This is a genomic window from Exiguobacterium sp. s124 (genome assembly GCF_018617485.1).
In the GTDB taxonomy this organism is placed as follows: Bacteria; Bacillota; Bacilli; order Exiguobacteriales; family Exiguobacteriaceae; genus Exiguobacterium; species Exiguobacterium aestuarii.
The window spans coordinates 21,549-34,475 of the sequence record NZ_JACSKH010000003.1 but is presented as its reverse complement, the minus strand read 5'-3'; the positions used below and the strand labels follow the sequence as shown (position 1 = coordinate 34,475).

The 12,927-nt window shown below is 48.2% G+C and carries 12 protein-coding genes; 6 read left to right on the top strand and 6 right to left on the bottom strand.

Features of this window, described 5'->3' with window-relative positions; translation table 11 throughout:
• Positions 1 to 16 precede the first annotated feature (16 nt).
• Complete coding sequence (locus KNO85_RS12430) at positions 17 to 424, top strand: cytidine deaminase (RefSeq protein ID WP_251125702.1); 408 nt, start codon at positions 17 to 19, stop codon at positions 422 to 424.
• Between the two features lie 31 nt (positions 425 to 455).
• On the opposite strand, the gene KNO85_RS12425 is transcribed toward KNO85_RS12430, so the two are convergent.
• Entirely contained in the window at positions 456 to 662 is a 207-nt protein-coding gene (locus KNO85_RS12425; protein ID WP_214790529.1) for a hypothetical protein, read from the bottom strand.
• Positions 663 to 780: 118 nt separating this feature from the next.
• Between KNO85_RS12425 and KNO85_RS12420 the strand changes: the two genes are divergently transcribed.
• Complete coding sequence (locus tag KNO85_RS12420; RefSeq protein ID WP_214790527.1) at positions 781 to 1,068, top strand: hypothetical protein; 288 nt, start codon at positions 781 to 783, stop codon at positions 1,066 to 1,068.
• Positions 1,069 to 1,093: 25 nt separating this feature from the next.
• Here the strand turns inward: KNO85_RS12420 and KNO85_RS12415 are convergent, their stop codons facing one another.
• From KNO85_RS12415 to KNO85_RS12395, 5 genes are all read right to left on the bottom strand, one after another.
• Positions 1,094 to 2,485: a sensor histidine kinase gene (locus KNO85_RS12415; protein WP_214790525.1), complete on the bottom strand. Its 1,392-nt coding sequence runs from the start codon at positions 2,483 to 2,485 to the stop codon at positions 1,094 to 1,096.
• A complete protein-coding gene (locus tag KNO85_RS12410) occupies positions 2,482 to 3,171 on the bottom strand; it encodes a response regulator transcription factor (protein ID WP_214790523.1) in 690 nt (229 codons plus the stop codon). The genes KNO85_RS12415 and KNO85_RS12410 overlap by 4 nt, the downstream gene beginning before the upstream one ends.
• A gap of 168 nt (positions 3,172 to 3,339) precedes the next feature.
• Complete coding sequence (locus tag KNO85_RS12405) at positions 3,340 to 3,906, bottom strand: GNAT family N-acetyltransferase (protein ID WP_214790521.1); 567 nt, start codon at positions 3,904 to 3,906, stop codon at positions 3,340 to 3,342.
• 177 nt (positions 3,907 to 4,083) lie between these two features.
• Entirely contained in the window at positions 4,084 to 5,238 is a 1,155-nt protein-coding gene (locus KNO85_RS12400) for an amidohydrolase (RefSeq protein WP_214790520.1), read from the bottom strand.
• Positions 5,239 to 5,250: 12 nt separating this feature from the next.
• Positions 5,251 to 6,159, bottom strand: a complete 909-nt coding sequence (locus KNO85_RS12395; RefSeq protein WP_214790518.1) for a TIGR01777 family oxidoreductase — start codon at positions 6,157 to 6,159, stop codon at positions 5,251 to 5,253.
• Between the two features lie 145 nt (positions 6,160 to 6,304).
• Here KNO85_RS12395 and recX point away from each other — a divergent pair, with 145 nt between their 5' ends.
• The 4 genes from recX to KNO85_RS12375 all read left to right on the top strand — a co-directional run bounded on the left by recX (position 6,305) and on the right by KNO85_RS12375 (position 12,919).
• Positions 6,305 to 7,117, top strand: coding sequence for a recombination regulator RecX (gene recX, locus KNO85_RS12390; protein WP_214790516.1), 813 nt, complete (start codon positions 6,305 to 6,307; stop codon positions 7,115 to 7,117).
• A 48-nt stretch (positions 7,118 to 7,165) separates the two neighbouring features.
• Entirely contained in the window at positions 7,166 to 8,806 is a 1,641-nt protein-coding gene (locus tag KNO85_RS12385) for an L-lactate permease (protein WP_214790514.1), read from the top strand.
• 320 nt (positions 8,807 to 9,126) lie between these two features.
• Positions 9,127 to 10,851 (top strand): ABC transporter ATP-binding protein, encoded by a 1,725-nt coding sequence (locus KNO85_RS12380; protein ID WP_214790512.1) that lies wholly within the window; start codon positions 9,127 to 9,129, stop codon positions 10,849 to 10,851.
• A 22-nt stretch (positions 10,852 to 10,873) separates the two neighbouring features.
• Positions 10,874 to 12,919, top strand: a complete 2,046-nt coding sequence (locus KNO85_RS12375) for an ABC transporter ATP-binding protein (RefSeq protein WP_214790511.1) — start codon at positions 10,874 to 10,876, stop codon at positions 12,917 to 12,919.
• The last annotated feature ends 8 nt before the right edge of the window (positions 12,920 to 12,927 follow it).

Here is a 12,927-nt window from a genome sequence, read left to right as displayed (position 1 = left end):
AGTGGAGGAACATCCAATGATTTCACAAGAACGCGTACAAGAACTCGTGCATAAAGCCATTGAAGCGCGCAAACGCGCCTATACACCGTATTCTAAATTTAACGTCGGTGCCGTTGTCATCGATGCATCGGGTAAAGAAATCACAGGCTGTAACGTAGAGAATGCTTCGTACGGACTATCGATGTGTGCTGAACGAACAGCCATTTTCAAAGCAGTCTCGGAAGGTAGCGACTCGATTGAAACAGTTGTGGTTGTCGGAGACACGGAAGGTCCGATTTCACCATGCGGGGCTTGCCGTCAAGTCATCGCCGAATTCGCGGGAGAGGATTTCACCTTAATTCTCGCAAACTTGAACGGTGACACAAAAGTGATGACAAAAGAAGAAATGCTACCTTACGGATTTTCACCGAAGGACTTAACGTAAACAAGCTGCGGACGATTCGTCCGCAGCTTGTTTATTTGTCTTTATATTTCTTTTCACTCACCGAATCATCTTTGGAGTGACGTTTGTTCTTCTCGTCCTTCATCCGTTCATTCAACTCTTCGACGGGAATCGGGTCGACGGTTTGCATGCCGTCCTCATCGAAAATACTCTCTTTGTCCGTATCGACAGCGTCCGGATTATCGAACGGACGCTTCGAGGTAGGTCGTTTCTTTTCCATCCAATCGCCTCCTTCCCCCTAAGGATTCCACTCCTTGAAATGTTGTAAACGTTTTCGGTTTGGGTTTTAAGATGATGAAATGGTGGAATGAAGACTTCATAGTGAAGGAGGGGACAGGATGGATCGTAAAGTATTGATGGGGATTGTACTTGGTGTTGCTGGTGCTGCGCTCGTTGCACCAAAAGTGGTGGCACTGCTTTCGCAACGTGATGAAGAAGACACGTGGCAGAAGATGGACGAGCGGGAGAGCGTAGATGCGAATCAGGATGAAGCGGAGCAAGGTCTCACGCAACTCGATTCGAGTCATCGAGCCGAATGGCAGGCGAACGGTTACCCGCAGACTCATGCCGAACGAGAGCGGCTCGAACAAGAGTCGGTCAATCAATATAAAGGGAAAGACATTTAAAGGCAGCCCATCGAGGCTGCCTTTTTTACATATCGAAATCATCTTCAGGCAGAAGTGGCAAGCCGACCGTGACAGTCGTCCCTTTACCTACTTCTGAACTAAAGTGAAGCGATCCTTCATGTCGTTCGATGATATGCTTCGCAATGGCCAAACCGAGACCGGTCCCACCATCTTGTCGTGTTCGTGATTTATTGACGCGATAGAAACGCTCCGTCAATTTGTCTAGATCTTCTTTCGGAATGCCCCGACCTTCATCGCGTATTTCCGTGATCGCATAGTCCGTTTCGGCAAACGTCTTCACATAAATCGTCTTGCCCGCCTCTGTGTAGCGGAGGGCATTATCGAGAAGGTTACCGATGACTTGTTCGAGTCGGTCATGGTCACCCAGAATAATCAAATCAAAGTCTAAATCGGATTCGATTGTCACACCTTTTGCCCGAGCAATCGGTTCGAGACGATAGAGGACGTCTTCGAGCACTTGTGAATAAACGACAGGTTCTTTTGTCATCGGATAGGAATCGCGCTCTAACTGTGCGAGGTCGAGTAAGTCCGTGACAAGGCGCTGAAGTCGGTTCGTCTCGTTTTCGATAATGTCATAATATTGGGCCCGTGTTTTTTCATCCAAGGTATCATCTTGAAGCATCTCGGTGTACCCGCGAATGTAGGAGAGTGGGGTACGGAGTTCGTGACTGACGTTAGCGAGAAATTCTTTTCGCTGTTCTTCGACGAGTCCGAGCGATTCCGCCATCGAGTTGAGCGTATCTGCCAACTCACCGATCTCATCATCGTACACAATCGGGATGCGGTGTGAAAAATCACCTTGTGCATACACTTGAGAGGCGCGTTTCATCTGAATGAGCGGTTGGATGATCGTATCGATAATCTGTTTACCGAAAATGAGCAAGTTCACAATCATGAGGACGAGTAAAAACGTGATCATGAGCCGAATCGGTTGGAATGGCTCACTGATTTTACTGAGTTCCATGTAGAGGATCAGCGCATTATCGAGCTCCCCGTCTCGTATGAGTGGGAAAGCGGTCATCAAAATGTCGACGTCCTCGGTCGGGTGCTTTCGCGTGACAGAAATCGCATACCCGTCCTGGAGGCGTTCGAGATCTTGTTGCCGTAGAAACGTCTTACCGGAGCCGAGTGTATCCTCTCGAACCGAGGAGAGAAACACTTTCGTTTCGGTCAGTTCGTTCGTATATGTCATGCTGTCGGCGAACGCGTCAGAGAAACCGTCGGCCTTATAAATCGTGACGAGTTTCTCTCCGCGATTGATGAGCAGTTCTTCTTGCGTTTGAATATAAAATTTGTCGTACAAATAGAACGTCATGATCAGAAACACGAACGCTGAGAAGAGGCTGGCTGTCCAGATGGTAATCCAAATCCGCTTCCGGATCGTGTATCGCTTCATACGTTTGCCTCGAATTTATATCCGATGCCCCATACTGTTTGAATGTAACCTCCAGCCTCACCGAGTTTTAGGCGTAGCGTCTTGATATGCGTATCGACTGTGCGGAGATTGCCGTGGTATTCGGTTCCCCAAATTTGATCGAGTAGCTGTTCACGGGAGAACACTTTTTCGTCGTTTGTGATAAACAGGTAGAGTAAATCAAACTCTTTTCGAGTCAAGTTGATCGTTTTCCCTTTCACGCTGACGGCGCGACCTTCGATATCGATGGAGAGAATCCCGACGTCAAACGTCGCATCTTGTTCTTTTGAAAAGCTGTGTGTACGACGTAACGTCGCTTCGATGCGAGCGAGTAGCTCGCGTGGGCTAAACGGTTTTGTGATATAGTCGTCTGCCCCGATTTTTAAACCGTGGATGCGGTCGAGTTCTTCCGAGCGTGCTGTCAATAGAATGATGGGAACGTTCGAAAACTCCCGGATGCGCATGCAGGCCGTCAATCCATCAAGTTCGGGCATCATGACGTCGAGTAAGACGAGATGGAACGTCTCTTCTTTTAAGCGTGCGATCGCTTCAAGACCGTTTGAGGCGGTGACCGTCTCATACCCTTCTTTTTCTAAATTTGATACAAGTAAATCTCGCATTTGTTCTTCGTCATCAGTTACGAGGATACGAAACATTGATTCTGACATATGCCATTCTCCTTTACGAAACGGTTAACGAGAGTTGTGATGAATCCCTCATACCTTTATCATACCTATCTCTTCGAATTAGAACAGATTTATTCAGCTCAGACAAGTTACCTCCATCAAATCCACACAAAAACGCCACAAAAAAGCCAATTCTTTGACAGAATTGGCTCATGCTTCGAGTTGTGCCTCGTAAGGGACTTCGTATTCTGGGATGTGAAGGGCATGCAAGTAAAGCTGGAAGCTCGACTTGGATACTTCATATAAAACATATTCCACATCACCTTGGTTGATTTCGGCGAGCAGTTCAGAACGAATCTCGTTCGCGCAAAACGCGTACGGGAGTTTCTCTGCAGCAGCAATCGAACGTTCATTTGATTTACGAATCTTTAAGAACACACTTTCAATGTCAAGCTCGAAGAACAGTTCTGAGAAGAACGCCTCTTTCACAACTTGATTATAACCTTTGCCGTGATACGGCTTGCCAAGCCACGTGCCAAGGAATCCATAACCGGATTCGACATCGAACAAGCTGATCGTCCCAATCGGGGTGCCATACTCGTTCGTGATGGTACGTGAGATGATATTTCCTTGCTCCTCTAGCTCGATGATTTGCTTCGTGCTAAATAAAAACTCGTCAAAGTGGACCGTCTTTTGACGGACATACGGAAAGACATCTGGGTGTTGCATCAGTTCGAACAACTCCGCGCAGTCGGTAAGCTCACGAAATTTGAGCACCTTTACATTCCTCCTCCTATTTCAGACCGCTGAAGAATAGTCGTAACGAAAGCATACTTCTGGCTTCGCTGTTCGAACCGCCTTGGCTGCTTTATGAAGTTACAAGATAATTTTATATAGTATTTTTAAAAAAGCAAGTAAATTATGCGTAAAAACGCTTATGAAAAATAATGAAAATTATTCGACCTCATGATGCGTTTCGGCACGGTCTGTTTTATAGACAACTTCACCGTTCACGATCGTCATAATCGGCTTCGCTAAGTAGTCGAGTGGGAAGTGATTCCACAACACGAGATCAGCATCTTTTCCGACTTCGAGGGAGCCGATTCGGTCGGCGACACCCAACGATTCGGCGGGATTGATGGTGATCCCGCGTAACGCGATGTCGACGGGTAGCCCTTCACGCGCGGCAAGTCCAGCGCACAAGTTCAAATATTGGACCGGCGTGTACGGATGGTCAGTCGTAATCGAGACGATCATGTCGTGCTCATGGAGGATGCGATACGTCTCCCACGTCTTATTTTGAAGTTCAATCTTCGACTTTCGCGTGAACGTCGGGCCGACGGTGACGTGTTTCACACCGAGTTCCTGTAATTTTTCCGCGACGAGGTGACCTTCCGTACAATGCTCGATTCGATAGTCGAGGTTGAACTCTTTTGCAAAGCGTACGACAGATAGGATGTCATCAGCGCGGTGCGCGTGCACACGAATTGGCATTTCGCGGTCGAGGGCGAGTTGAATCATCTGACTCCCGAACGTACCAATCGTCTTCGTCGACCCAACCGTGCGAAACGCCTCGCGGAGCAAGCCCATGATTCCCATCCGCGTCAAGTCACCCGTTTTCCCCATACTGTGAATGCGTTTCGGGTTTTCACCGAGCGCCATCTTCAGTCCTGCGTGACGGCGGACAATCATATCGTCAATGTAGCGACCGTGCGTTTTGATGACACTTGTCACACCACCGATGACGTTCATGCTTCCAGGCATGACCTGAACAGCCGTCACGCCAGCCATCAGTGCTTCTTGAAACCCTTCGTCGAGCGGATAGACGCCGTCAATTGCACGAGCGTGAGGTGTCATTGCTTCGACCGTTTCGTTTGCGTCGTTTCCGACAGAGCCGGTTCCTTCATCATATAAGCCGAGATGGGTATGGGCATCAATAAAACCAGGGAATAAAAAGTTTCCTTCCGCCTCGATGACGTTCTCATTGTCCATTGGATCGAGTAATTCGGCCATTTCGACAATCTTGCCATCACGAACACGGAGGTCTCCGTAAAAGTGGGGGGCGGTAATCGGATAAATATGGGCGTTTCGAATAAGTAAGTGACTCACGTTTCATTCTCCTTAAGCATCTTGTAATAGGTTTTTTAGTGCGGGTTCTAACGTGTCATATCGGAAATCGAAGCCATGTTGTAGCGCTTTTGTCGGAATGACTTTCGCACCTTCTAGGACGATGACGCTCTTTTCACCGAGTGCGAGTTTCATCATTGGGGCAGGTGCCGGAATCCAGTGAGGACGATGCATCACTTTCGCAATCGTCTTCCCAAACTCATTCATCGTCACCGGCGTAGGGGCGGTCCCGTTTACAGGACCTTCGATTGTGTCCGTTTCGATGATATGCACGAACAACCGCACAAGATCGTCTAGATGAATCCATGGGACCCACTGCTCTCCTGATCCGATTTTACCACCGACTCCGAATTGATAGGGGAGTTTCATTAACGGAAAGGCACCACCGTCATTTGATAAAACGACTCCGGTGCGCATTGTCACAAGACGAACTCCTAAATCGCGAATCGGTTCAGCCTCCTGTTCCCACAGGACGCAAACATTCCCTAGGAAATTGGTTCGTGTCGGTAATGGGGTTTCTTCTGAATAGGTGATCGAGCGATCTTCACCGTATATGCCGATCGCCGAGCCGCTCACGACGACTTGTGGCTTTTGTTTTAACTGTTGAATGATGCGGACGACTTCTTTTGTCCCTTCGATTCGGCTTTGAAGGATCGCTTGTTTCTGTTTATGGGTCCAGCGTCCGTCATTGATTGACGCCCCGGCTAAATGGATGAACGCGTCCGTTCCTTCGAGCTCTTCTTCGGGCTTGCTGTTCGGTGTCAACCATTCGATGAATGATACCCCGCGATGGCGGGGGCGTGGATGACGTGTCAACACGACGACTTGATGACCGGCATCAGCCAATGCACGGACGAGCGGTTGACCGATCAGTCCGGTTCCGCCAGTGATTGCGATTTTCATGAAATTCCCTCCGATATCATGTGTTGTTTCTAAAATGGGTATAAGTCAGTATATCCAGATGAATACCCTTTCTTCTAACTTATCAAAAATCCTTTACGTTTCCTGAACGTGATATGTTAGAAACATAGAATGGAGGGGAGTCGTTATGAAAATTGCGAAGTTCACGACCCAACAAAAAAATAAAGACCGATTGAACGTATTCATCGAACGAGAGGGGAAAGAAGAGTTTGCGTTCGCCATCGATGTCGACGTGTTCATTAAGTATGGACTCACAAAAGGGATGGAACTCGAAGACGATTTTGTACAAGACGTGCTCGAGGCGGAAGAGTCACAGAAGGCTTATAAGTTAGCCGTCAATTATTTATCGTATCGAATGCGTGCGATTTCAGAGGTACAAGACTATCTGATGAAGAAGGAGTTAAGCGAGACTGCCATCAAACATGCCATCACACGATTGAAAGAGCAACGTTATTTGAATGATGCGGAATTTGCGAAAGCTTATGTCCAAACCAAATTCAACACTAGTCCAAGTGGGCCAATCAAAATCAAACGTGAGCTCGAACAGCTCCGCATTCCACCCGACGTCGTTGAGTCGGTATTGACGTCCATCACACACGAAGAACTCGTGGAAAAGGCCGGAAAGTTCGTAAAACGGAAACAAATGGAAACAAATCGTCGTTCTGCCACAGAAGTGCAACAAAGAATTCAACAAACCCTGATGCAAAGGGGGTTTACCTTTGATATTATTTCAGAGGCGATTCAAACTTTTTGGGAAGAAGAGGACGAAGATGTCGAAATTGCGGCGTGTCTAAAGCAGGCTGAAAAGTTGAATCGGAAGTTCAGCGGGTATGATGCATTCGAACGCAAACAGCGCATGAAGATGCAGCTTCGGCGTAAAGGATTTCCGTATGATGTGATTGAACGTACGTTAGATCGAATCGCTGAACAAGAATCGTGATGGGACATCTGTTTACGGTAGGGGAAAACACGAAAAGGTGGGTCTACATTGACGATTTTAGAATGGATTACAGCACTGACACCGATTGTGGCCGTGCTCATCTTATTGGTAATTATGCGTTTACCTGCATCGGTAGCCATGCCCTTGTCACTCGTGACGACGGCAATTTTAGCGTTCTTCGTTTGGCAATTGGATGCGACTCGAATCATGGCAGCGACACTACAAGGACTAGTCATTGCTGTGACGACAGTTTGGATTGTCTATGGTGCGATTGGAATGATGAATACGATGAAAGAGGGGGGCGGCATGAACGCGATCCGCTCTGGATTCGTCAACATCACACCCGATCCGCGTATTCAAGTCTTGATTGTCGGTTGGTTGTTCGTTTCATTCATTGAAGGGGCATCAGGATTTGGGACACCGGCAACGGTTGCGGCACCACTCTTGATTGCGCTCGGCTTTCCACCGATTGCCGCTGTCGTCATCGCACTGTCTGCGGACGTATCCGCCGTCACGTTCGGTGCAGTCGGGACACCGGCACTCATCGGGATTGGGAATGGTCTTTCGCTAGACGTGAACCAACCTGAGTCGATTGCCTTTTTGACAGAGGTTGTTTTACAGACCGTATTGATTGATATGGTCGTCGGTCTATTCATCCCGTTCATTCTGATTTTGATGTTAACGCGCTTCTTCAGTAAGGAAAAATCGATCAAGCCGGCACTCGAAGTATTTCCAATTGCGATTGTTGCAGCACTGTTATACAGTGTACCGGCCTACATTTGGACACTCATCCTTGGATTTGAATTCGGTGGGATGCTCGGTGGACTAACGGGTCTCGTCATACTCGTCGCAATGGCTCGTAAAGGGATTCTCATGCCGAAGCGCGTATGGACGTTCGATGGGTATGCGGATGAACTTGAACCATCTACTGAAAAAGTAACGATAAAATCGAACACGCGTGAACTACCGCAATGGAAAGCGTGGGCACCTTATCTCATCTTGACGATTTTCTTAGTTCTCACTCGTACGGTACCGTTCTTGAATGAACTATCTCGCAGTGTACGAATCAATCTACCGAATATTTTAGGGGTAGAAGGGATTTCAACGTCTTGGGAACCGTTCTATTCACCAGGATTCATGTTCATCTTGACGATCATCGCAACATTCTTCCTGCACAATATGAGTTGGTCGCAAGTGACGTCGGTCTTTAAAGCGACGACGTTTGGAATCGTCGGTACAGTCATCACATTAGCGGCTTCTGTTCCGATGGTTCGTATTTTCATTCACTCCGAAAATGGAGGTGCTGGACTTGCGTCTATGCCGGTCGAACTCGCGACGGCAGCTGCCGACACGTTCGGGGGAGTATGGCCACTCGTTGCACCGTGGATTGGGGCCCTCGGCGCCTTCGTCTCAGGCTCAGCAACCTTCTCGAACATGATGTTCTCGAGTTTGACGACGAACGTAGCGGAGTCTGTCGGACTCGATAATACGCTCGCCTTATCGATGCAGATGGCCGGGGCGAATGCGGGGAATATGATCTGTGTGTTAAACGTCGTAGCGGTCGCATCAGTTGCCGGACTGCTCGGTAAAGAAGGGACCATCATTCGTTACACGCTCATGCCGATGATTTATTACGTCACGGCAACAGGGGTCATTGGTCTCATTTTGGGCATGTTTTTCTTAAACTAAATCAAGTTACAATTTTTTTACAAAATAATATTGACAATTTTCAGAACAGTCTGCTAAGGTTTGAGTAGATTTTAAAACTATGAAACGAGAGGAGCCAGAATGATGAACAACATTGCACTCACAAACACACTCAAAACATCATATGGCTACTCGTATTTAACTGCGTGACTTTGGCAGCTGGATAGGGGTAGTGTCCTTTCCCTGACCATGCAAAAGATTGAAGACTACTTCAAGCGCGCTTCATTTGATTGGTTGCACAATCAGGTGGAGTGCGCTTTTTTGCGTGCTTAGATGGATTGGACGAAAGGGGGAAATCAGTCATGAAACTGATTAAACAATTGGATTGGTTTATTAAAAGACAGAAACGGACGTATTTGATTGCCATCATCTTACTCATCATCACGGGGGTCGTGGATATGCTACCGCCGTGGATCATCGGACAGGCAATCGATGCGATTCGTGAAGGAAGCTTGACGACAGAACGATTGATTCTCATCGTATCATCGCTTCTAGGCATCATGGTGTTATCTTATGTGATGTCGTATTTGTGGATTGCCCGACTATTCGGGACAGCCTTTTTACTTGAAAAGAAATTGAGAGGTCGCTTTTTCGGTCACCTCCTCAAACAGACGCCGCGCTTTTATCAACAACATCGTACGGGTGACTTGATGGCACTCGCGACGAATGATTTGAAAGCGGTTGAACGGACAGCCGGGTTTGGGGTCATGACATTGGTTGATTCGTTCAACATGACACTCATTGCGTTAACAATCATGGGTGTGTTCATCGATTGGAAGTTGACGCTCGCGGCACTCTTGCCGATGCCGATTCTCGCCTGGTCGATGAATAAACTGGGAAGTCAAATCCATACACGCTTCACGGCAGCCCAAGACTCGTTCGGGGTGATGAACGACCAAGTCGTCGAGTCAATCTCAGGTCTTCGCGTCGTCCGTTCATTCGTTCAAGAAGAAGCGGACACGAAAAAGTTTGATGACATCACAGACGATGTCATGGCGAAAAACATGCACGTCGCAAAAATCGATGTATTGTTTGAGCCGGTCATCAAACTACTCGTCGGACTCAGTTATTTGATTGGGCTCTCATTTGGAACGTATCTCGTCTTTACGAACGATATTACGCTCGGTCAACTCGTCTCGTTCAACATTTATTTAGGGATGCTCATTTGGCCGATGTATGCGTTTGGTGAACTCATCAACGTCGTACAACGGGGGACGGCAAGTTTGGAGCGGATCGAATCGACGATGAACGAGGTGCCGGACGTTGCCTCTACGGGTACGATCCAGATCGACGTTCCAGAGAAAATCACATTCAAATCGCTCTCGTTCCGTTACCCGAACGCGAATCGTGATGCGTTAGAAGACATCGTGCTACACGTCTCGCGTGGTGAGACGATTGGGGTCGTCGGACCGACCGGGGCCGGGAAGACGACGTTATTGCGCCAGTTGCTTCGAGAGTATCCAATCGACGATTCACTTCTCGTGAACGGCGTACCGATTTCGGACATCAAACTCGAAACCGTACGGGGTTGGAGCGGATATGTATCACAAGAACATCTCCTGTTCTCGAAGACGGTCCGCGATAACATTCGCTTCGGCGTAGATGATGTATCGGATGAAGCGCTTGAGATGGCAATCCATCTCGCGGCGTTTGATACGGATATCGAGCATTTAGAGAATGGTTTAGATACGGTTGTCGGAGAACAAGGTGTCATGCTATCGGGTGGACAGAAACAACGTTTATCGATTGCACGAGCATTATTAAAAAATCCTGAGATTTTACTCCTTGATGATTCGCTCTCGGCGGTCGATGCGAAGACTGAATCACGCATCATCGATTCGGTTCGCACGAGCCGTGAGGCGAAAACGACGTTTATCGTCGCGCACCGTCTTTCTGCGGTGGCACACGCTGACCAAATTCTCGTCCTTCAAGACGGGCGTGTCACAGAACGTGGCACACATGACCAACTGATGGAACGTCACGGTTGGTATTATGAACAATTTATTCGACAAGGAGAGTCGGAGTAATCCGGGAAAGGGGGAATCTCTCATGATCGATCAATATGAATTAGATCCAGTCCGTCGGAAGAAAACGATCCGTTCACTTGTTGGGTATGCCAAACAAGTGAAACGCTCGATCTTCCTCGGATTGACATTACTCTTTTTAGCGGTCGGCGCAGAACTTGCCGGGCCGTATATCGCCAAAATCATTATCGATGAGCATATCGTTGCCATCGAACGTGATTGGGTTCAAGTCGAGTCTGGCGGTAGCGTTTCCTTTGATGGAAACTCGTACGAGAAAGAAACGAGGCTTGACGGGCAAGACGTGGTTCAGCCCGTCTCTATCGTGCAAACGACGGACGGATACTATCTCGTACCTGAGGCAGTGATGAGCGGGGGGATCCGAGATGTCGAAGGAGACGTGCTGACGATTACACGAGGTGATGAGACGGCGACATATGACAATATCGTCTCACTCTCATCGACTGATGTGTTCCAGTTTTATCAGACAGATTTACGAGCAGTGCTCATGCTGTCTGGTCTTTATGTCGTCCTGTTGCTACTCGCAGCCGGATTGAACTGGGGACAACAGATGCTCTTGCAGCGTTCGGCTCATAGTATCGTCAAGACAATGCGTCTCGACGTGATGAGGCATCTGCAAACGATTCCGGTACGTTATTTTGACCAGACGCCGATCGGGAAGATTGTCAGCCGTGTCACAAACGACACGGAAACGATTCGGGACCTTTATTTAGGAGTACTTGCCCGTGTCTTCCAAAGTGTCGTCATGATGATTGGAGTACTCATTGCGATGTTCTTCCTAGACGTACGTCTTGGATTCGTCTCACTCATCATCATCCCGGTCGTCATCGTCTGGATCAAGCTGTTCCAGCGCTTCTCGACAAAAAATAACTTCCGTGTCCGCGCACTCGTCGCGGATATGAACGCACAGTTGAATGAAAGCATTCAGACGATGCCAATCATTCAATCGTACGTTCGCGAAGATCTCGTTTATGACGAGTTTAATGAGAAGAACAGTGACAACTTCCAAACGAGACGAAAACTGTTGAAATTAGATGCATTGATGAGTCATAACTTGGTCAACTTCTTCCGAAACATGGCGCTCGCATTACTCATCTGGTTCGTCGGGGCGCAAACACTCGGTGGGGGAAGCATCCTGACACTCGGGATTTTGTATGCCTATATCGATTACGTCTCGCGGATTTTTGAGCCGGTAACACAAATCATGAACCAGTTGTCTCCACTACAACAGGCACTCGTCTCGGCTGATCGGATGTTCCAGTTGCTCGATGAAAAAGGAGAGCCGGTCTCATCGGAACGTATTCCACGCTTTAAAGGGGAAGTTGTCTTTGATGATGTGACATTCAGTTATGAGGCGGGGAAACCGGTGTTACAACAGATTGAGTTACATGCAGCTCCAGGCGAGACGATTGCCCTTGTCGGACACACCGGAAGTGGTAAGAGCTCGATCATGAATTTGCTCATGCGTTTTTATGACCCATCTAAAGGTGTTCTTCGTATCGATGGAATGGACGTGACGACACTTCCGACGCAGGCGGTTCGAGACCATCTCGGGATCGTCTTGCAAGACCCGTTCCTATTCACCGGAACGATTCGAACGAACGTCACGCTAGGTGACGAGACCATCACGGACGAACAGGTATGGAAAGCACTCACGGCTGTTGGTGCAGACCGTTTCGTGAAACAACTACCGCAAGGAATCGACGAACCGGTAATTGAGCGAGGGGCATCCCTTTCGAGTGGGGAACGACAACTGATCAGCTTCGCCCGCGCACTTGTCTTTGATCCGGCCATTCTTGTTCTCGATGAAGCGACAGCAAGTGTTGATTCGGAGACAGAGGCGCTCATTCAAGAAGCGCTTAAAACACTCACGTACGGTCGAACGACGTTTGTCATCGCTCACCGTCTCTCTACGATTCGAGAAGCAGACCAGATTCTCGTCCTCGACCACGGTCGAATCATCGAGCGCGGGAACCATCAATCGCTCATCGAATTCGGTGGCGTCTATGCCCGAATGCATGAACTACAAAGCAAGCAACAAGCGATTAGTTAAGGAGGAAC

Excerpts from the sequence above, each read along its gene's own strand:
- KNO85_RS12430 (WP_251125702.1), top strand. The coding sequence starts at position 17 with ATGATTTCACAAGAACGCGTACAAGAACTCGTGCATAAAGCCATTGAA.
- KNO85_RS12425 (WP_214790529.1), bottom strand. The coding sequence starts at position 662 with ATGGAAAAGAAACGACCTACCTCGAAGCGTCCGTTCGATAATCCGGAC.
- KNO85_RS12420 (WP_214790527.1), top strand. The coding sequence starts at position 781 with ATGGATCGTAAAGTATTGATGGGGATTGTACTTGGTGTTGCTGGTGCT.
- KNO85_RS12415 (WP_214790525.1), bottom strand. The coding sequence starts at position 2,485 with ATGAAGCGATACACGATCCGGAAGCGGATTTGGATTACCATCTGGACA.
- KNO85_RS12410 (WP_214790523.1), bottom strand. The coding sequence starts at position 3,171 with ATGTCAGAATCAATGTTTCGTATCCTCGTAACTGATGACGAAGAACAA.
- KNO85_RS12395 (WP_214790518.1), bottom strand. The coding sequence starts at position 6,159 with ATGAAAATCGCAATCACTGGCGGAACCGGACTGATCGGTCAACCGCTC.
- recX (WP_214790516.1), top strand. The coding sequence starts at position 6,305 with ATGAAAATTGCGAAGTTCACGACCCAACAAAAAAATAAAGACCGATTG.
- KNO85_RS12380 (WP_214790512.1), top strand. The coding sequence starts at position 9,127 with ATGAAACTGATTAAACAATTGGATTGGTTTATTAAAAGACAGAAACGG.
- KNO85_RS12375 (WP_214790511.1), top strand. The coding sequence starts at position 10,874 with ATGATCGATCAATATGAATTAGATCCAGTCCGTCGGAAGAAAACGATC.